General features: G+C 72.2%; 21 protein-coding genes. 9 read left to right on the top strand and 12 right to left on the bottom strand.

The features are described 5' to 3' along the window. The first annotated feature begins 40 nt into the window (after positions 1-40). On the top strand, positions 41-667 hold the full coding sequence (locus ABD671_RS05835) for a DedA family protein (protein WP_344732504.1): 627 nt from the start codon (positions 41-43) through the stop codon (positions 665-667). Between the two features lie 19 nt (positions 668-686). On the opposite strand, the gene ABD671_RS05830 is transcribed toward ABD671_RS05835, so the two are convergent. Both ABD671_RS05830 and ABD671_RS05825 read right to left on the bottom strand, forming a co-directional pair. After that, the gene (locus ABD671_RS05830) at positions 687-1,316 is read right to left on the bottom strand and encodes a GNAT family N-acetyltransferase (RefSeq protein ID WP_344732321.1); all 630 of its coding nucleotides are present in this window, start codon (positions 1,314-1,316) and stop codon (positions 687-689) included. Positions 1,317-1,408: 92 nt separating this feature from the next. Further along, on the bottom strand, positions 1,409-2,581 hold the full coding sequence (locus tag ABD671_RS05825; RefSeq protein ID WP_344732320.1) for an acyl-CoA dehydrogenase family protein: 1,173 nt from the start codon (positions 2,579-2,581) through the stop codon (positions 1,409-1,411). Between the two features lie 62 nt (positions 2,582-2,643). On the opposite strand from ABD671_RS05825, the gene ABD671_RS05820 reads away from it, so the two are divergent. Beyond that, positions 2,644-3,060, top strand: a complete 417-nt coding sequence (locus ABD671_RS05820) for a CoA-binding protein (protein WP_344732319.1) — start codon at positions 2,644-2,646, stop codon at positions 3,058-3,060. Positions 3,061-3,079: 19 nt separating this feature from the next. Here the strand turns inward: ABD671_RS05820 and purE are convergent, their stop codons facing one another. The 6 genes from purE to ABD671_RS05790 all read right to left on the bottom strand — a co-directional run bounded on the left by purE (position 3,080) and on the right by ABD671_RS05790 (position 7,730). Further along, on the bottom strand, positions 3,080-3,607 hold the full coding sequence (gene purE / locus ABD671_RS05815) for a 5-(carboxyamino)imidazole ribonucleotide mutase (RefSeq protein WP_344732318.1): 528 nt from the start codon (positions 3,605-3,607) through the stop codon (positions 3,080-3,082). 1 nt (position 3,608) lies between these two features. Then, on the bottom strand, positions 3,609-4,769 hold the full coding sequence (locus ABD671_RS05810; RefSeq protein WP_344732317.1) for a 5-(carboxyamino)imidazole ribonucleotide synthase: 1,161 nt from the start codon (positions 4,767-4,769) through the stop codon (positions 3,609-3,611). 66 nt (positions 4,770-4,835) lie between these two features. After that, entirely contained in the window at positions 4,836-5,177 is a 342-nt protein-coding gene (locus ABD671_RS05805) for a winged helix-turn-helix domain-containing protein (RefSeq protein ID WP_344732315.1), read from the bottom strand. 107 nt (positions 5,178-5,284) lie between these two features. Further along, positions 5,285-6,286 carry an adenylate/guanylate cyclase domain-containing protein gene (locus tag ABD671_RS05800; protein WP_344732313.1) on the bottom strand — a complete coding sequence of 334 codons (1,002 nt, stop codon included), beginning with the start codon at positions 6,284-6,286 and terminating at the stop codon, positions 5,285-5,287. Continuing rightward, the gene (locus ABD671_RS05795; protein ID WP_344732312.1) at positions 6,287-6,787 is read right to left on the bottom strand and encodes a PH domain-containing protein; all 501 of its coding nucleotides are present in this window, start codon (positions 6,785-6,787) and stop codon (positions 6,287-6,289) included. A gap of 7 nt (positions 6,788-6,794) precedes the next feature. Beyond that, positions 6,795-7,730 carry a biotin--[acetyl-CoA-carboxylase] ligase gene (locus ABD671_RS05790; protein ID WP_344732311.1) on the bottom strand — a complete coding sequence of 312 codons (936 nt, stop codon included), beginning with the start codon at positions 7,728-7,730 and terminating at the stop codon, positions 6,795-6,797. 73 nt (positions 7,731-7,803) lie between these two features. On the opposite strand from ABD671_RS05790, the gene ABD671_RS05785 reads away from it, so the two are divergent. The 4 genes from ABD671_RS05785 (at position 7,804) to ABD671_RS05770 (ending at position 12,111) form a co-directional block, all read left to right on the top strand. Then, positions 7,804-9,417, top strand: a complete 1,614-nt coding sequence (locus ABD671_RS05785; RefSeq protein WP_344732310.1) for an acyl-CoA carboxylase subunit beta — start codon at positions 7,804-7,806, stop codon at positions 9,415-9,417. 17 nt (positions 9,418-9,434) lie between these two features. After that, on the top strand, positions 9,435-9,656 hold the full coding sequence (locus ABD671_RS05780) for an acyl-CoA carboxylase subunit epsilon (RefSeq protein WP_344732309.1): 222 nt from the start codon (positions 9,435-9,437) through the stop codon (positions 9,654-9,656). Positions 9,657-9,880: 224 nt separating this feature from the next. Beyond that, positions 9,881-11,377, top strand: coding sequence for a glycosyltransferase family 2 protein (locus ABD671_RS05775; protein ID WP_344732308.1), 1,497 nt, complete (start codon positions 9,881-9,883; stop codon positions 11,375-11,377). Then, on the top strand, positions 11,374-12,111 hold the full coding sequence (locus ABD671_RS05770) for a hypothetical protein (RefSeq protein ID WP_344732307.1): 738 nt from the start codon (positions 11,374-11,376) through the stop codon (positions 12,109-12,111). The genes ABD671_RS05775 and ABD671_RS05770 overlap by 4 nt, the downstream gene beginning before the upstream one ends. Before the next feature lie 55 nt (positions 12,112-12,166). On the opposite strand, the gene ABD671_RS05765 is transcribed toward ABD671_RS05770, so the two are convergent. Next, a complete protein-coding gene (locus ABD671_RS05765; protein WP_344732306.1) occupies positions 12,167-13,234 on the bottom strand; it encodes a response regulator transcription factor in 1,068 nt (355 codons plus the stop codon). 111 nt (positions 13,235-13,345) lie between these two features. On the opposite strand from ABD671_RS05765, the gene ABD671_RS05760 reads away from it, so the two are divergent. Then, a complete protein-coding gene (locus ABD671_RS05760) occupies positions 13,346-13,954 on the top strand; it encodes a Maf family protein (protein WP_344732305.1) in 609 nt (202 codons plus the stop codon). On the opposite strand, the gene ABD671_RS05755 is transcribed toward ABD671_RS05760, so the two are convergent. The 3 genes from ABD671_RS05755 to ABD671_RS05745 form a co-directional block, all read right to left on the bottom strand. Further along, positions 13,899-14,492, bottom strand: coding sequence for a GtrA family protein (locus ABD671_RS05755; protein ID WP_344732304.1), 594 nt, complete (start codon positions 14,490-14,492; stop codon positions 13,899-13,901). The two genes, ABD671_RS05760 and ABD671_RS05755, sit on opposite strands and share 56 nt — an antisense overlap. Positions 14,493-14,609: 117 nt before the next feature. After that, a complete protein-coding gene (locus tag ABD671_RS05750; RefSeq protein ID WP_344732303.1) occupies positions 14,610-15,530 on the bottom strand; it encodes a hypothetical protein in 921 nt (306 codons plus the stop codon). A gap of 65 nt (positions 15,531-15,595) precedes the next feature. After that, on the bottom strand, positions 15,596-16,768 hold the full coding sequence (locus tag ABD671_RS05745) for an acyl-CoA dehydrogenase family protein (RefSeq protein ID WP_344732302.1): 1,173 nt from the start codon (positions 16,766-16,768) through the stop codon (positions 15,596-15,598). 142 nt (positions 16,769-16,910) lie between these two features. Between ABD671_RS05745 and ABD671_RS05740 the strand changes: the two genes are divergently transcribed. After that, the gene (locus tag ABD671_RS05740) at positions 16,911-18,272 is read left to right on the top strand and encodes a tyrosine-protein kinase domain-containing protein (RefSeq protein WP_344732301.1); all 1,362 of its coding nucleotides are present in this window, start codon (positions 16,911-16,913) and stop codon (positions 18,270-18,272) included. After that, positions 18,269-19,144, top strand: coding sequence for a lysophospholipid acyltransferase family protein (locus tag ABD671_RS05735; RefSeq protein ID WP_344732300.1), 876 nt, complete (start codon positions 18,269-18,271; stop codon positions 19,142-19,144). Before ABD671_RS05740 ends, ABD671_RS05735 begins: the two co-directional genes overlap by 4 nt. Positions 19,145-19,160: the final 16 nt, after the last annotated feature.

Raw genomic sequence — 19,160 nt, 5'->3', positions numbered from 1 at the left:
GGCGAGGTGTCGTCGATGGGCCGAGTACCGTCGGCACGTGATGCACGGGGTGCTCGACGCCATCCGATCGGTACCGCCGGCTGCGGCCTACGCGATCATCGCCCTGCTCGTCTTCGGGGAGGCGGCGGTGTTCATCGGCTTCGTCCTCCCCGGCGAGACGGCCGTGCTGCTCGGCGGGGTGCTCGCCAGCCGGTCCGACCTGGCGATCGCGCCGCTGATCGTCATCGTCGTGCTCTGCGCGGTGGTCGGCGACAGCGTCGGCTTCGAGGTGGGCAAGCGGTTCGGCCCCCGCGTGCTGGCGCTCGGCATGGTGCAGCGCCACGAGCACCGCATCGAGAAGGCCCAGGCGGCATTGCGCCGTCGCGGCGGCCCGGCGGTCTTCCTGGGCCGGTGGACGGCGTTCTTCCGGGCCGTGATGCCGGGGCTGGCTGGCCTGAGCCGCATGCCGTACCGCACGTTCCTGGTCTGGAACGCGATCGGCGGGATCGCCTGGGGTGTGACGTTCTGCCTCGTCGGCTATCTCGCCGGCGCCTCCTACGAGAAGGTCGCCTCCCGCATCGGCGAGGGCGCGGCGGTCGTCATCGCCCTCGCCGTCGTCGCCGGGCTCGTCGCGTGGCACCTGCGCCGCGAGCACGACGAGGAGGAAGCGGCCCCGGCCGACGGATGATCCGGGGCCGACCGGCACCTCATCTGCGGCGGGCCGGGCGCCACATGCCCCAGAAGTGCGGGCCATCTCCCGGGACGTCGTACTCCGCGACGACCTCGAACCCGACGCTGCGGTAGAGCGCGACGTTCTGCGGCAGCTGGGTCTCGAGCCAGCACGGACGCGCCTCGGCGTCGGCTCGCGCCAGGCCGTCGGCGAGGAGGAGTCGTCCAACGCCCCGGCCCTGGGAATCCCCCGCGACCCCGAGGTAGTGGAGGTACCAGAAGTCCTCGCCGCCGGGGAGGTGGCGCACCATGGCGAGGTCGACCCGCAGGCCGCGCGCGGTGCCGCCGCGCAGCGCCCGGACCATCGCCAGCGCCTGCTGGGGCGGGCGCAGGAGCGGCGGGCGGACGCCGGGCGGCAACCAGAGCGCCGCACCGACAGGACGCGCCCCGTCGATGGCGAGGGTCGCCGAGCCCCGCCGCAGATCGGCAGCGACCTGGCAGGCGAAGAACGCCGGCAGGAGCGCCCGGCGCCGCTCGCGATCGGGGGCGATGAAGACGAAGGACGGATCGTCGATGAACGCGTCGGCGAGCACGTGCGCGACCGCGGCCACATGGACGGCGTCCTGGCGGAGGACGCGATGGATCTGAGCCTGCTGCGGAGCCGTCACGATTTAGTACGCTAGCGTACTGAAACGCGGGTGGTCACCTGCTTCCAGAGTGCCGCCAAGTCAGCCAGCGGGGGATACGTCCCCGCGCGACCTCAGATCTGGCTCTGCACCCCCGCAAGGAGCTGGCGCGCCATCACGATGCGCTGTACCTGGTTGGTGCCCTCGTAGATCTGGGTGATCTTCGCGTCGCGCATCATCCGCTCGACCGGGTAGTCGCGGGTGAAGCCGTAGCCGCCGAGCACCTGGACGGCGTTGACGGTGACCTCCATGGCCACGTCGGAGGCGAAGCACTTCGCCGCCGCGCCGAAGAACGTGAGGTCGGCGTCGCCGCGCTCGGAGCGACCGGCGGCGGCGTAGGTCATCTGCCGCGCAGCCTCCACCTTCATGCCCATGTCGGCGAGCATGAACTGCAGGCCCTGGAACTCCGCGATCGACTTCCCGAACTGGCGGCGCTCCTGGGCGTAGGCCAGCGCGTAGTCGAGCGCGCCCTGCGCGACGCCGACGGCCTGGGCTGCGATCGTGACGCGGGTGTGGTCGAGGGTGCGCATGGCGATCTCGAAGCCCTTGCCCTCCTCGCCGATCATCCGGTCGGCGGGGATGCGCACGTCGTCGAAGTACACCTCGCGGGTCGGCGAGCCCTTGATGCCGAGCTTCTTCTCCGGCGCACCGAAGGAGACGCCGGGGTCGGACTTCTCGACGACGAACGCGGTGATGCCGCGGGTGCGCGCCTCGGGGTCGGTGACGGCGAGCACGGTGTAGAACTCCGACTCCCCGGCGTTGGTGATCCAGCGCTTGACGCCGTTGAGCACCCATTCGTCACCCTGGCGGACGGCCTTGGTGGTCATGCCGCCGGCGTCCGACCCTGCCTCGGGCTCGGAGAGGCAGTAGGAGAAGCCGCCCTCGCCGCGGGCGAGCGCCCCGAGGTACTTCTTCTTCAGCTCCTCGGTGCCGGCGAGCTGCACCGGGAGCGAGCCGAGCTTGTTGACCGCGGGGATGAGGGAGGAGGAGACGCACGCGCGTGCGACCTCCTCGATGACCAGACAGGTGGCCAGCGCGTCGGCGCCGGCGCCGCCGTACTCCTCGGGCACGTGCGGAGCGTGGAAGTCGGCGGCGAGCAGGGCCGCGGCGGCCTCGTGCGGGAAGCGGGCCTCCTCGTCGACGATCGCGGCGTAGGGCGCGACCTTGGCGTCGCAGAGTTCACGGACCGCCTGGCGGATCGCCAGGTGCTCCTCGGAGAGCGCGTAGAGCGGGTAGTCGTCGGCCATATCTCGATACTAGGACGTCCGACTAACGGCCTCCCACGGGTACCGATCGGTAAGCTCGCGACGTGAACGAGATCACGACGCCCTGGCAGGATCCCGACGTCGTCGACCGTCTGCTCGCCGCCGAGACCTGGGCCGTGGTCGGCCTCTCGGGCGACAAGAACCGCGACGCCTACACCATCGCGGCCCTGCTGCAGCGGCGCGGCAAGCGCATCGTGCCGGTGCACCCGAAGGCCGCCACCGTGCTCGGCGAGACCGGCTACGCCAGCCTCGCCGACATCCCGTTCCCGGTCGACGTCGTCGACGTCTTCCGACGATCCGACGCCGCCGGCGCGGTCGCCGACGAGGCGGTGCGCATCGGCGCACGCGGGGTGTGGTTCCAGCTCGGCGTCCTCGACGAGGACGCCTTCGCCCGCACCACGGCCGCCGGCCTCGACATGGTGATGGACACCTGCCCGGCCATCGAGTGGCGTCGCCGCTGAGGGCGACCGCCCCAGCGGATCAGAACCCGACGCGGCGCGGCGCCGACCCGCTGCGCACGACCTCGCCCTTGGCGTGGGCGGTGGCCTTGAGCTCGGCCTGGAAGGCGACGATGCGCTCCTGGAGCGCCGGATCGGCCGCCGCCAGGATGCGGACGGCGAGGAGCCCGGCGTTGCGCGCGTTGCCGATCGAGACCGTCGCCACCGGCACGCCCGCCGGCATCTGGACGATCGAGAGCAGGGAGTCCATGCCGTCGAGGTACTTCAGCGGCACCGGGACGCCGATGACCGGCAGGGCGGTGACGGCGGCGAGCATGCCGGGGAGGTGGGCCGCTCCCCCGGCGCCGGCGATGATCGCCTGCAGGCCGCGTCCGGCGGCGTCGCGGCCGTAGTCGAGCATCTCCTGCGGCATGCGGTGGGCGGAGACGACGTCGGCCTCGTAGACGATGTCGAACTCGGCCAGCGCCTCCGCGGCGGCCTTCATGACCGGCCAGTCGGAGTCCGACCCCATCACGATCCCGACCCGGGCCGGGCCGCTGTGCTCGCTCATCTCACTCGCTCTCGTTGCCGAGGTCGCCGCGGAACCACGCGGCGGCGTGCCGCGCGCGCTCCAGGCAGTCCTCGAGATCGTCGCCGTAGGCGTTGACGTGGCCGACCTTGCGGCCCGGCCGCAGCTCCTTGCCGTACAGGTGCACGCGCAGCCGCGGATCGCGGGCCATCGCGTGCGGGAAGCCGTCGTAGAGTCGGCCGACCTCGGGGTCGGGGCCGCCGAGGATGTTGACCATGACCGTCCACCGCTCCCGCGGCTCGGGCGAGCCGAGCGGCAGGTCGAGGACGGCGCGCAGGTGGTTCTCGAACTGCGAGGTGATCGCGCCGTCCTGGCTCCAGTGCCCGGTGTTGTGCGGGCGCATCGCCAGCTCGTTGACGAGGATGCGGCCGTCGGCGGTCTCGAAGAGCTCGACGGCGAGGATGCCGACCACGCCCAGCTCGCCGGCGATGCGCAGCGCCGCCTGCTGGGCCTGGGTCGCCAGCTCGGGGTCGAGGTCGGGCGCCGGGGCGACGACCTCGTGGCAGATGCCGTCGCGCTGCACGGTGGCCACCACGGGATAGGCGGCCGCCTGGCCGCTGGGCGAGCGGGCGACGATCGCGGAGAGCTCGCGGCGGAAGTCGACGAGCTCCTCGGCCAGCAGGCGGACGCCGGTCTCCGCCGCGACCCGGAACGGCTCGGCGCAATCCGCGACGGTGCGCACGAACCAGACGCCCTTGCCGTCGTACCCGCCACGGGTGGTCTTGAGCACGCACGGGAGCCCGAACGCCTCGACAGCCGCGACGTCGTCCACGACCGCGTTGCGCGGGCACGGGACGCCGAGGGCGCCGAGCCGTTCGCGCATGACGGCCTTGTCCTGGGCGTGCACGAGGGCCTCGGGCCCCGGCCGGACGGCGATGCCGGCGTCCTGGAGGGCATGGAGGTGCTCGGTGGGCACGTGCTCGTGGTCGAAGGTGACGGCGGCGCAGCCGGCAGTGACGGCGCGCAACGTCTCGAGGTCGCGGTAGTCGCCGACGAGGTGGTCGGGGATGACCTGGGCGGCCGAGACGCCGGGCGCCTCGGCGAGCAGCCGGAGCGGGAGTCCGAGCCAGGCGGCGGGCTCGGCCATCATGCGGGCCAGCTGTCCGCCGCCGATGACGGCGAGGGTGGGGGCGAGCTCAGGCACGGGCACACCCTAATGGCCCGGAACGGCCCGGCCGTCACAGCCTCCCGGCCCGGGCGCCCCGGCCGATCAGGCCGACGCGGCCTGGCGGGGGCGTCCGGCCGCGTGCGGGGCCTCGGCCTCGAAGCGCAGACCCTTGCCGCGCACCGTGGTGATGAGGTGCGGACGGCGCGGGTCGTCGCCGAGCTTGCGGCGCACCCAGCCCAGATGGACGTCGATGGTCTTCGAGGAGGTCCAGAAGCTGGTGTGCCAGACCTCGCGCATGAGGGTGTCGCGGCTCACGATCTCACCGGACCGGGAGATGAGCGCGTGCAGCAGGTCGAACTCCTTGCGGGAGAAGGAGATCTCCCGCTCGCCGCTCCACACTCGACGGGTGGAGGGATCGACCCGGACGCCCTGTACCTCGAACACACGACAACCGTACGAACCTCCATGGGGCATCCGCCCCCCGAAGGACAGAAGATGTCAGCGGCAGGATAATGCCACCTATGTAAAGGCTGTGGGATCCGGGGGCTGCGTCAGCGGCGGCGGACGGCGACGGGCTCGACGAGCCCGAAGCCGCGCACCGGACGCGCGGGCAGCCGGCGGGTCTCGAACTCCTCGGTCGGCAGCAGCGCGGCGGTCATGGCGTCGATGATGATGCGGTTGCGACGCGCGACGCCGGTGAGGCGGGAGGCCAGGTTGACCGGTGGTCCGAACACGTCGCCGAGCCGCTGGACGACCGCACCGCTGGCCAGTCCGACGCGGACGTCGGGCATCCGGGTGTCGCGGCCGATGACGTTGATGATCCCCTCGGCGGTGTCGTAGGCCTTCACCGGATCGTCGTTCACGAAGAGCACCGAGTCGCCGATGCTCTTGATGACCCGGCCGCGCTGGGTGGCCACGACGTCGGTGCAGCGCATCTCGAACAGCTCGACCAGGTCGCCGATGCGCTCCTGGGTGAGGGTGTTGGAGAGCGCGGTGAACCCCACGATGTCGGCGAAGCCGACCGTCACCTCGACGGTGTGGAGGTCCTCCTCGCTGGCCCGCAACGCCTCCATGCGGGCGGCGGCCGCCGCCAGGTGGCGACGCCAGGCGTAGATGAGCAGACCCTCGAAGGGGCGGTTGAGCTCGCTGACCAGGGAGATCGCCGTCTCGATGCGGTTCTCGGACTCCAAGGTGGCCAGTTCGTCGACCTTCTGCAGCAGCGCGGTGACCTCCCAGTCGGCGAGCCGCGCCATCGTCTGGCCGACCGCCCGGGTCAGGTTGACCGCGACGTCGAAGTCGACGAAGTCGCCGCCGGTGACGCTCAGCAGGAGCCGGGCGGCGTCGGCGTCGGCGCCGACGAAGCCAGCCTCGTCCGGTGCGAACTCCGGGAAGCCCAGCGACCGCCATAGACGGCGGAACTGGTCGGGCGTCACGCCCGCGACCTCGGCGACCTCCTCGGCGGTCAGGACGGGGTCGGAGCCGAGGATCGCGCGTTCGAGGTCACCGGTCCCGGGGTCGGGGGTCGCCCCCGGCGTCGCGGGATCGGCGACCACTCAGGCGCCCTCGTCCGAGGAGCCGCTGTGCACCCGGTGGAGCAGGTCGTTGAGGGTGCGCTGGGCGTCCTCGACGTGCGGGATGTCGGGCAGCTTCACCGATCCGTGCGTGCTGGCGTCGCTGATGATCAGCGTGCCGCAGCCCAGCAGGCGGTCGGTCAGGTGCAGCTCGATCGCGACGTCGCTGATGCGCGAGAGCGGGATGTCGTGGCCGCGGCGGGTCAGCACGCCGGTGCGGGTGACCAGGCGCCGGTTGGTGAAGGTGTAGGACGCCGTGAACCAGACGAGCCAGGGCCGCACGACGTACCAGAGGGCGGCGACGCCGAGCAGCGCCCAGACGACGAGGTCGACGATCTGCTGGTCGACCGTGACCTGCACGGCGGTGCCGATCGCGAGCAGGACGACGAGGGTCAGGAGCGGGAGGATGAGCGCCTTCACGTGCGTGCGGGTGCTGAGCACGATCGTCTCGCCCTCACCGAGGAGCTTGCTGGAGATGGCCACGCGCGGATCATCCCACTTCCGGAGGCTCCGGCGCACCGGGACGCGCTCCTGGCGGACCCGCGGTCCCCTCGGCCGCCTCCCCGTCTGCCTTCTCGGCCACCTGCCCGTCCGGCCGCACGTGCACGACGTCCCCCACCCCGACCGCGACGACCCCGTCAGGGCCGCGCACCTCGAGTCGCCCCTCCGCGTCGATCCCGACGGCACGGCCCCGCAGCGGCGGCGCAGACGGGAGCTCGACGCGGACGTCGCGGCCCAGGGTCACGCACCCCTCGACATACTCGCGGCGCAGGACGTCCGGGGCCTCGGCGGCCCACCGGGCGTGCCGGGCCCGCAGCGCCTCGACCAGCGCGGCCAGGAGCGCGGTGCGGGACGGCGGGGCGCTCGACCGGGCGAGCGCGAGGGAGGTGGCGGTGGGGACCGGCAACTCCTCGGCGCTCAGGTGCACGTTGAGCCCGATGCCGACGACCGCCGCCGGCCCGGCCGGGGTCTCGACCCGTTCGAGCAGGATGCCGGCGACCTTGGCCTCGGGTCGTCCGCCCGCCACCGTCGGCAGCAGGACGTCGTTGGGCCACTTCACCGCCGCGCCGTAGCCGTGCGTCCGCAGCACGTCGGCCACGACGCAGCCGGTCAGCAGCGGCAGCCAGGGCCAGCGGGACGGCGCCACCTCGGGCCGCAGCAGCACCGAGAAGGTCAACGCCCGGCCGGCGGGCGCCTCCCAGGAACGGTCGAGACGACCCCGACCGCGGGTCTGGTGCTCGGCGACGACCGCCGAGGCACCCGACTCGCCGGCGCGGGCGCGCGCGGCGAGCACCGCGTTGGTGGAGGTGGCGGTCGCCAGGACCTCGATGTCGAGGCCGCCGAGCACCTCGGCGTCCAGGGGATCGAGGGGGGTCGGGGGCGTCGGGACGCCGAAGGATGGGCGCGCGTCGGGCTCGGGATCCACGGGCACTACATTGACCCACGACGTCCGGCGGCGGCCGGACGACCCCCGGCAACCCCACTGAGGAGATCGACGAGTGAGCGCTCAGCCCGCTGCAGGCGAAGGTACGGCCCCGGACATCCACACCACCGCGGGCAAGCTGGCCGACCTCGAGCGGCGCCTCGACGAGGCGGTGCACGCCGGTTCGGAGAAGGCGATCGAGAAGCAGCACGCGAAGGGTCGCAAGACCGCACGCGAGCGCATCGAGATGCTCTTCGACGAGGGCTCCTTCGTCGAGCTCGACGAACTGGCCCGTCACCGCTCGACCGCCTTCGGCCTGGAGAAGACCCGGCCTTACGGCGACGGCGTCATCACCGGCTACGGCACCATCGACGGCCGCCAGGTCTGCGTGTTCTCCCAGGACTTCACCGTGTTCGGCGGCTCGCTCGGCGAGGTGTACGGCGAGAAGATCGTCAAGGTCATGGACCTCGCCATCAAGACCGGCTGCCCCATCATCGGCATCAACGAGGGCGCCGGCGCCCGCATCCAGGAGGGCGTGGTCTCCCTCGGCCTCTACGGCGAGATCTTCACCCGCAACGTGCACGCCTCGGGCGTCATCCCGCAGATCTCGATGATCATGGGCAACTGCGCCGGCGGCCACGTGTACTCCCCCGCGGTCACCGACTTCACGATCATGGTCGACCAGACCTCGGCGATGTTCATCACCGGCCCCGACGTCATCAAGACCGTCACCGGCGAGGACGTCTCGATGGAGGAGCTCGGCGGCGCGCGCACCCACAACACCAAGTCCGGCAACGCCCACTACATGGGCTCGGACGAGGAGGACGCGCTCGAGTACGTCAAGGCGCTGCTCTCGTTCCTGCCGCAGAACAACCTCGACGAGGCCCCGAGCTTCGCCGACGTGGCCGACCTCGAGGTCACCGACGAGGACCGTGCTCTCGACACGATCATCCCGGACTCCCCGAACCAGCCCTACGACATGCACGACGTGATCAACACCGTCGTCGACGACGCGGACTTCCTCGAGGTCCAGGAGCTGTTCGCGCCCAACATCATCGTCGGCTTCGGTCGCGTCGAGGGCCGCTCGGTCGGCGTCGTGGCCAACCAGCCGATGCAGTTCGCGGGCACCCTCGACATCGACGCCTCGGAGAAGGCCGCCCGCTTCGTGCGGTTCTGCGACGCCTTCAACATCCCGGTGCTGACCTTCGTCGACGTCCCCGGCTTCCTCCCGGGCGTCACCCAGGAGCACACCGGCATCATCCGCCGCGGCGCGAAGCTCATCTACGCCTACGCGGAGGCGACCGTCCCGCTGGTCACCGTCATCACCCGCAAGGCCTACGGCGGCGCCTACGACGTCATGGGCTCCAAGCACCTGGGTGCCGACATCAACCTGGCCTGGCCGACCGCGCAGATCGCCGTCATGGGCGCGCAGGGCGCGGCGAACATCGTGCACCGCAAGACCCTCGCCCAGGTCGAGAAGGACGGCGGCGACGTCGAGGCCAAGCGGGCCGAGCTCATCGACGAGTACGAGACGACGCTGGCCAACCCCTACATCGCGGCCGAGCGCGGCTACGTCGACGCCGTCATCGCCCCGCGCGAGACCCGCGCCGAGGTCGTGCGGGCCCTGCGCCTGCTGCGCACCAAGCGCGAGTCGCTGCCGCCGAAGAAGCACGGGAACATCCCGCTGTGAGCGGCGAGGAGACCCCGGTGGCCGAGAACAGCGCACCGACCACCCCGCTCCTGCGGGTGGTGAACCCCGATGCGACCCCGGAGGAGATCGCGGCGATCGTCGCGGTCCTCTCCAGCCTGGGCACCGCCGCGGAGGCGCCGCGGCCGCCCCGCTCGGCCTGGGCCTCCCCGGCGCGCGCCGTGCGTGGCACCCACACGGCGGGGGCAGGCGCCTGGCGCGCCTCGGGACTGCCCCGCTGAGGCGCGTGAGCCCACCCCCATCGCAGCATCGACAGGCCGCCCCGTTCGGGGCGGCCTGTCGCGTTCCCGGGCCCCGCCGGTGCGCGTCGGCGGGATTCTTGAGCGGAACCTTCGCGAATCTTGATGTGTCGGATGCACGGTCGTCACACCGCCACCGCCACACTGGTACTACCCCCGAGTAGCCGTACCACCCATCCCCCCACCCTCCTCCCCCGGAGACCTCTGTGACCGATCTGCACCCCGAGGCGTCCCCCGGCGCCGCGCCCGGCTCCCTGCCCTTCGCCGACCCCGACGGCCAGCCCTACGTCCGCCGTCCCGATCCCGCCCTGGCCGCCTACGCGCAGTCCTTCCTGGACGCCGTCGGCGACCTGCCGACCTACCGCCCCACCGTCGGCTGCGTCATCCCCGCCTACAACGAGGCCGAGACGATCGCCGCGGTGCTCGACTCGCTGCTGCACCAGACCCGGCTGCCCGACGTCATCCACGTGATCGTCAACAACAGCACCGACGCGACGGTCGAGATCGCCAGCCACTACGCCGGCCCGCACACCCGCATGACCGCGACCGGCGAGCAGTCGACGGCGGTCTACGTGCACGACATCGGGGAGAACCCCGACAAGAAGGTCGGTGCCCTGAACTACGGCTACCAGCTGGTCGAGCACATGGACTACCTGCTCGGCGTCGACGGCGACACCACGCCCGAGCCCGACGCGCTGGAGCACCTCGTCGACGAGATCGCCAGCGATCACCGCATCGGGGGCATCTCGGCGATCTACTCCATCGACGACAGCGCGCTGGAGGGCGTGAAGTCGAAGTTCCTCGTCGCCGGCCAACGGGCCCAGTTCGCGGCCTTCAACATGCAGAACCTGCTGCGCGGACGCAACATGGCCGTCCTGGGCGGCCAGTTCTCGATCTTCTCCACCGACGCGCTGCGCCAGGTGCTCATCAGCTCCCACCAGCAGACCCCGTGGGTGCGCGACTCCGAGGTCGAGGACTCCCTGCTCTCGCTGCAGATCAAGAGCGCCGGGTACCTGACCAAGATCAGCGCCCGCTCCCGCGCCCACGTCGGCGGCATGACCACGCTGCGGGCCCTCGACGCCCAGCAGGTGAAGTGGAACTACGGCGCGATCGAGCTCATGTGGCCCGGTCAGCGCGGCGACACCCAGGGGCAGCCCTTCCACCCCAACCTGCGCCTGCGGTGGTTCGAGCACGTCTCCATGCTCATCAACGTCGTCACCCGTGCCATGTTCCTGCTGCTGCTGCTCGGCGCGCTCCAGATCAGCGCCTACGAGTTCTCGCCGCTGTGGCTGATCCCCCCGATGGTCGCCACGCTGCTCAACCTGCGGGTGGCGCGCTCGATGCTGGTGGCGAACCGGCGCGACTACCTCTTCGCCCTGCTCGTCTTCCCCGCCGAGATCTACATGTGGGTGCGCATCGGGCACTTCCTGCGTGCCTGGGCGAAGTTCTTCGGACGCCAGCGCACCGACAACTGGGCGGCCCAGGCGCGAGCCGAGCGGGGCAAGGGCTTCTCCTGGATCTACCCCTACCTCAGCCTCGTCTTCATCGTCGTGGTGGCCGCCGCCATCTGGTACCAGTTGCCGATCCCGACCCGTTCGGACGTGCTGGCCGTCGGCTGGCCGATCCTCGGGGTGATCACGGTCCTCCAGACCGCGTGGATGTCGCTGAAGTGCCTGCGCCGCTACCAGGGCTACAAGGCATGAGCCGCATCGCACGTGGGCTGCGCACCGCTGCCCTGGCCGCCGTCCTCGCGCTCGGCCTCGGCGGTCTCACCGCCTGCGACAACCCGTTCTCGGACGACGGCCCCGGTGCCGCCCCCAGCCCCACCGCGCCCGCCGCCTCGATCAAGGCGGAGATCGCCGAGCCGCTGGCCTCGCAGTTCACCCGCGACGGCACCTTCCAGAGCCACATCCGGCGTGGTCCGCTCGACTTCGTCTACACCGTCTACCCGACGAAGGCGACGCCGCGGACCAACGAGTGGTACCCGCGCGGCCGCAAGTACTTCACCTTCACCTTCCAGGCCTACGACCTCTCGCGCTCGCTGCGGGCACCGTTCGCCACCAAGCGCCTGGTCTATCTCGACCGGATCTCGGTCGACTCGCGCACGATCCGCTCGGGGAAGGGCCGACCCGAGCGGCCCTACCGTCTCGACGCCGTCGCGCGACGGATCACCTTCGACCCCGAGCCGCCGACCACCCGCTACGGCATGCTCATCACCTCGCCGAAGGGCGCCTTCGAGCTGCGCAACCAGGTCATCCGGCCGACCGCCAGCGACACCCGGGGTGTCGTGCTGCGCTTCCGGGCGGTCGTCTACGCCGAGACCAGCGCCGGCAGCGGCCGCTTCCGCCGCGAGATCATCGAGCAGCGGGTGCCGATGGGCATCTTCGCCTCCGACAAGGCGACCGTCGCGGCGTCGATCCCCCGCGACGCCAACTAGCCCGATCCGACCCGGCCTGACCCGACCCGGCCTGACCCCGCGCTCGGGCGCCGGGTCAGCGGGGCGAGGCGAGGCGGTAGCCGACGCCGCGCACCGTCTCGATGAACCGCGGGCTGGAGCTGTCGTCGCCGATCTTGCGCCGCAGGTTGGCGATGTGCACCTCGACCGAGCGCTTGTCGGCCTCGTTGACGAAGTACGACGTCACGTACTGCTGGCCGCGCATCGTCAGCACGAGGTCGGCCTTGCTGCGCACGCGCCGGCCGGTGCTGAGCAGCGAGGCGAGCAGGTCGAACTCGGTGCGGGTGAGGTCGATGCCGCGGTTGTCGACGGTGACGACCCGCGTCTCGTAGTTGAGCGCGAGGCCGTTGAAGTGGATCCACGCACCGTCGGCGGCCGGCCCTCCGGCCTCGGGCGGCACCGGCGGCACCGGCTGGAACGGGACGGCGTGCAGGGTCACCGGAGGGACGCCGGCGGCGGGCGCGACCGGCGCAGCCGGTACGACCGGGAGGGCGTTGGGCGGCTGCGGCGGCACGGCGACGACGGTCGGCCCCGCCGCGGGCTGCAGGGGCGGAACCGCCTGCGGGATCGTCCCCGGGATCGTCTGCGGGGTGGGCGCCCCCAGGGGCGGCACCGGCTCGGCTCGCAGACCCTGCGCGGCGGTGTCGACCCACGTGGCCTGCGCGGGCGCCTGCGCCGGCCCCGGTGCCGGCTCGGGGGCCGGCGGCGGGACGGCGGCCTGCACCCGCCCGCGCGGGCGTCGCAGCATCGAGTCCGCGCGGGCGCGCAGCTCGCGCGGACGGAACGGCTTGACGAGGTAGTCGTCGGCGCCGGCCTCGAAGCCCGTCACGACGTCGATCTCATCGGCGAGAGCGGTGATCATGATGAGGTAGGTGCTGCTGAAGTCGCGCATGCGCTTGGCGACCGCGAAGCCGTCCATGCCCGGCATGTTGACGTCGAGGGTGGTGAGCAGCGGCTGGTGCTCGCGGACGGCGTCGAGGCCCGAGGGCCCGTCGGCGGCGAGCACGGTGCGGAACCCGGACTGTGTGAGCACGATGTCGATCAGATCGCGGACGTCGGGGTCGTCCTCGATGATCACGGCGGTCCAGGACTCCCCTGTCTCCATAGGTAAAGCCTAGTGCGACGAGGCGTCAGCCAAGAGCAATACGTCCTAAAGGTCGGATCGGGCGACCACTCCGGTGCGGGCGCGGATTCGGTGGTGCGGCAGGCTGAGGCCATGACCGCGACCATCGCTCCCCTCTTCGTGCTCGCCTCGGCCTCGCCGGCCCGCCTCGCCACGTTGCGCAACGCCGGCCTCGACCCGCAGGTCGTCGTCTCCGGCGTCGACGAGGAGCAGGTCGTCGGTCTGGCCCCGGCCGACCTGGCCCTGCGACTCGCCGAGATGAAGTGCGCGGCGGTCGCCCCGAGCGTCACAGCGGGCGCCCTGGTGCTCGGCTGCGACTCCGTGCTCGAACTGGACGGCGAGCCGTTGGGCAAGCCGGGCGTACCGGAGGAGGCGATCCGGCGCTGGCAGGCGATGCGCGGCCGCTCCGGCGTGCTGCACACCGGCCACAGTCTGCGGATCGCCGGTACCGACGAGGTCGTCTCGGCGCTCGCCTCCACGGTGGTGCACTTCGCCGACCCGAGCGATGAGGAGATCGCGGCCTACGTGGCCACCGGGGAGCCGTTGCACGTGGCCGGCGCCTTCACCGTCGACGGGCTCGGCGGCTGCTTCGTGACCGGCATCGAGGGCGACCACCACAACGTGGTCGGCGTGAGCCTGCCGCTGCTCAGGGAGCTGACCGCGGCGCTGGGTCGCCGGTGGACGGATCTGTGGGTGCGGTGACCTCGCGGGTCTCCCGGGCCGCCGGCTCGTGGACGCCGGGGATCCCCGGGGACTCGGCGAGCTCCTCGACGGCGTAGAGCTCGGCGAGGTGGATCGGTCGGCGGAAGACGAAGGTCCGGAAGATCCAGAACCGCGAGGCGACCCCGAGCGCCAGCCCGACGACGTTGGCGGCGATGTTGTCCGAGACCGGGTCGTCGAGACCGAGCACGTTGCGGCTGATCCACAGGCACAGGATCGGCAGGCCCATCGTGACGATGTTGACGACGACGAACGCCGTGCGCCCGCCGTCGGCGTGGTCGGTCGGCCGGTCGCGGAAGGCCCAGTAGCGGGCCCCGTGGTAGCTGACGATCATGCCGATGGAGTTGGCGATGACGTAGGCCAGGATCGGGCGGTCGGCGAGCAGCGCCTCCTCGCCCTGCCCCGGCCGGAACCCGTGGGCCAGGCCGTTGAAGAGCACGAAGGCGACGATGGTGGCCACGCCGCCGACGGCGAGGAAGCGCCCCGCCTCGGCGATCACCCGGCGCCACCGCTCACCCATGCCGGCAAGGCTAACCGTCGCGGCCACCCCGTCCGGGGCCGGGCCCGGACCGGGCGCGGCGGTCATCGTCCGCCCGACCGCCGCCCGACCGCCGCTCGAGGGCCGCTCGGCCGTCGATCAGCCGCGCAGCGCAGGGGTCTCGATGACGATCGGATCGGCACCGGGCACCCGCACCACGATGCGCACCCGGCCCGAGCCGGGATCGGTCTCCACGCTCACGCCGGGGTCCTCCGAGGGCGGGGTGTCCGGGTCGCCCGCGCCGGGGTCGCCGGTACCGTCGCCGCCACTCGCCTCACCGGGGTCGCCCTCGCCGGACGGCGCGTCCGAGCCGCCATCGGAGGCACCTGCCGGGCCGACGGGATCCGCGGGGAGGAGGAGCGCCCCGGCGACCACCGGGCCGACCCGGAGCAGGTCCGCGCCGTCCGCGGCATCGCCGGCGGCCGGGTCCGAGGCGGGGTCGGTGGCGGGCTCCGATGCAGGCTCCGAGGCGGGGTCGCCGGGGGCGGTGTCCGCCGTCGTCCCGTCGGAGTCGACCGGCGCCGCAGCGGCAGTCGGGGCGACCTCGGGGCTCTCGTGCACGACGACGGCGGCGAGCACGCCCGCGAGGGACACCGCCCCGGTCACGGCGACGGCGATGAGCACGCCACGGCGTCGGTCGCGGGCGTCCGCGGTGCCGGCCGCGGCGCTGGCCGCGGTGCCGACGACCGGTGCCGCCACGGCACCCGCACGGAGCAGGAACCGGCGGTCGCCGCGGCGCAGCGCCGCAGCTCCGCGGCCGAGCCGCTCGAGGGGTCCGCGGGCGCCGGCATCGGCCGCCAGGGTCGCCCAGCAGGCGAGGGAGGAGTCGCGCAGGGCGAGGACGTCGCGCTCGGTGCGGCCCAGGCGTCGCGCGTCCGCGGCGGGGGTCGCACCGTGCAGGAACCCGGCGATCGCGTCGCGACGCAGCGGGCTGAGGGCGGCGAAGGTGGTCGTCCAGAGGGTGTCCGAGGCGGGGGTCGAGGTCGTCGACTCCGAGGCGGGACGGCGGGTGGCTGTCACGGCTCCCTCAACCGCCGAGAGCGGCGAGGGTTCCGTGAGAGATGGACCGCTCTAGACCAGTGCGGTCACTCGACCGGGAGGCCGAGACCGCGGGCGATGAGCATGCGCTGCACCTCGGAGGTGCCCTCGCCGATCTCGAGGACCTTCGCGTCGCGGTAGAACCGGGCGACCGGGTACTCCTCCATGAAGCCGTAGCCGCCGAAGACCTGGGTGGCAATGCGGGTGGCCGTGACCGCCGACTCGGTGCTGTAGAGCTTGGCGACGGCCGCGGCCTGCTTGAACGCGGCCGCGGGCGCGTCGGCGTCCTTCATGGCCGCGGCGCGGTAGGTGAGCATGCGACTGGCGTCGAGCATCACCTGGAGGTCGGCGATCTGGAACGCGACGCCCTGCTTGCGTCCGATCGGCGCCCCGAAGCTCTCCCGCTCGCCGGCGTAGGTGAGCGCCATCTCCAGGCAGGCCTGGATGCAGCCGGTGGCCAGCGCCGAGATCGCCACCCGGCCGTCGTCGAGGGTGGCGAGGAACTGGGCGTACCCGCGACCGCGCTCGCCGAGGAGGTGGTCGGCAGGCACGTGGGCGTCGACGAAGGTGAGCGGGTGGGTGTCGGAGGCGTGCCAGCCGAGCTTGTCGTAGGCCGGCTCCGCGATGAAGCCCGGCGTGCCGGCGGGGAGCATGATCGCCGAGATCTCCGGGCGACCGTCCTCGCGGGTGCCGGTGCGGGCGGTGACGGTGACGACCGAGGTGATGGCCGAGCCGGAGTTGGTGATGAACTGCTTGGCCCCGTTGACGACCCACTCCCCGCCGTCGGCGGTGAGCTCGGCCCGGGTGCGGGTCGCGCCGGCGTCGGAGCCCGCACCGGGTTCGGTCAGGCCGAAGCCGGCGAGGGTGCGCCCGGCGACCAGGTCGGGCAGGAAGCGCTCCTTCTGCGCCTCGGTGCCGTAGGTGAGGATCGGGTTGATGCCCAGCCCCACCCCGGCCTGGAGGGTGATGCCGAGCGACTGGTCGACGCGGCCGAGCTCCTCGATGGCGATGCACAGGCTGGTGAAGTCGCCGTCGGCGCCGCCGTAGGCCTCCGGCGCGGTGATGCCGAAGAGGCCGAAGGCCCCCATCTTCTGCACCACGTCGACCGGGAAGTGGTGCTCGCGGTCCCACCGGGCCGCGTGCGGGGCGATCTCGGCCTGGGCGAAGGCACGGACGGACTGACGGAATTCCTCGTGGTCGCGGGAGAGCTCGAAGGTCACCCGTCGAGTCTAGGCACCGCGTGACCAACGCCCCGGGGGACATGCTCCGGACATGCCCGCGACACCTCCGCGAAGGCGATAGGTTGACCTATCGGGACGTCCGACAACCGGCCTTCCCGTGATCTGTGGAAGGCCCGCCAAGTTGATCGAGTTCCTGCGCCTCATCGGACACCGGTGGCGCGTCATCGTCGCCACGGTCGTGCTCGCGGTGAGCGGCGCGTCGCTCTACACCTATCTGACGCCGCCGACGTACACGGCGACCACGGAGCTGTTCGTCGCGATCGGCAACAGCAGCGGCGACGACAGCGCCAGCGGCATCGGGGCGGCGGTGTTCTTCGTCAACAGCCGCGTGAAGTCCTACCCCGACCTGGTCAAGAGCCCGCTGGTGCTCGACCCGGTCATCAAGGAGCTCGGCCTCGACACGACCTCCTCGGCGCTGGCCGACGACGTCACCGCCTCGGTCGCCGACGGCACCGTGCTCATGGACGTCAGCGTCTCCAGCGAGTCCGCCAGCCAGGCCGCGACCATCGCGAACGCGACCGGCAAGCAGATGGTCTCCATCGTGGAGGACCTCGACCGCTCGTCGACGGGCACCTCGCCGGTCAAGGTCACCGTCGTGCGCCCGGCCACCGTGCCGACCTCGCCGACCAAGCCCGTGCCGTGGCTCAACGTGCTCATCGGCCTCTTCGCCGGCCTCGGCCTCGGCCTGGCCTTCGCCGCGCTGCGCGAGACCCTCGACACCTCGGTGAAGTCCGACACCGACGTCACCGAGGCCGTCGACCTGCCGACGCTGTCGATGATCCCGACGAACCCGCAGGTCTCCTCCTCGCCGCTTGTCAGCGCGGGTGGGGCCAACCCGGTGTGGGCCGAGTCGTACCGACGCCTGCGCACCAACCTCTCCTACCTCGACCCCGACCGTCCGCACCGCTCGCTGCTGGTCACCAGCTCGCTGCCGGGCGACGGCAAGACCCTCACCGCCTGCAACCTGGCCGCGACCATCGCCCAGAGCCAGAAGCGCTGCGTGCTCGTGGAGGCCGACCTGCGTCGTCCGACCGTCAGCCGCATCCTCGGGCTCACCCCCGACGTCGGCGTCACCAACGTGGTCACCGGCAACGCGAGCATCGAGGACGTCGTGCAGCACGCCGACGGGTTCGACGTCATCACCGGCGGTCCGATCCCGCCGAACCCCAGCGAGCTGCTCGGCTCGCAGGCCTTCAACCGGATGATCCAGAGCCTGCTGGCCCGCTACGACAACGTCGTCATCGACACCCCGCCGATGCTGGCCGTCACCGACGCCGCGGTCGCCGCCACGAGCGTCGACGCGGTCATCCTCGTCGCCCAGGCCAAGCGCACCCGCAAGCAGGAGCTGCGCAAGGCCCTCGACGGCCTCGACGCCGTCGACGCCAACGTCGTCGGCGTGGTGCTGAACCGGATGCCGGCCGGCAGCGGCGGCTACTACGAGTACGAGTACCGTCCGACCACCGGGAAGCGGGTGAACCGATGACCGCCGACACCACCACCTCCGAGAAGCCGGTCTACCTCACCGAGGGCGTCCCGCCGAAGGGCCTCGAGCGGGTGCGCCTGGCGGTGCCGGACGCCGCCGTCCCGCTGCTGGTCAAGGCCCGCGCCAAGCGCAAGCTGCGCAAGCCCGAGGTGCTCGCGCAGGCGCGCGAGGAGATGACCTGGCTCCTCGACGCCGTCCGCACGCCCGAGGAGATCGAGGCGGTCTCGCGCCGCTACGTCGAGCAGGACACCTGGCGCTCGGAGCTGCGCTGGCACTACAAGATGATCGACTTCCAGCCGGTCGAGGGCGCCGACAACCTCGCCCGCGCCCGCAAGCTCGGCCGCGGCGTCATCATCAGCTTCCTCCACCACGGCCAGTACGAGGGCGCGATGGCGTCGGTCGCCCACGCCGAGGCGCCCATCCACATCGCCATCTCCCCGGAGATGATCGGCCCCGAGGCCCCCGCCTTCCTGCGCCAGCACGTGCGCGCCGGTCTGGTCGGCGGCAACACGGGCGTCAACGTCGGGGCCGGGGCCAACATCCTGGTCGAGCAGCTGGCCGCCGGCCGCGTGCTGGCGATCGCGACCGACGTCCCCGGCAAGGCGCCGGTCCGCTTCCTCGGCAAGGACCGTCGCGGATCCTCCGGTGCCGCGCGGCTGGCCATCGGCGTGAACGCGCCCATCGTCGTTATGACCGCGCACCACGAGAACGGCACCATCGGCCTCAAGCTCGGCGAGGCGATCGAGCCCCGCGACTTCGCCGACCACGACGCCCTGCTCGGCCACCTCATGGCCGCCCAGGAGGACGCCGTGCTGGCCTGGCCCGAGGGCTACCACCACCCGACGATGCGCTGGGGCACCCTCGAGGGCTGAACCCCCGGGCCGCCGA

The sequence above is a fragment of the Nocardioides fonticola genome (assembly GCF_039536805.1).
Lineage (GTDB): Bacteria > Actinomycetota > Actinomycetes > Propionibacteriales > Nocardioidaceae > Nocardioides > Nocardioides fonticola.
This window is presented reverse-complemented; position numbering and strand designations above follow the sequence as displayed.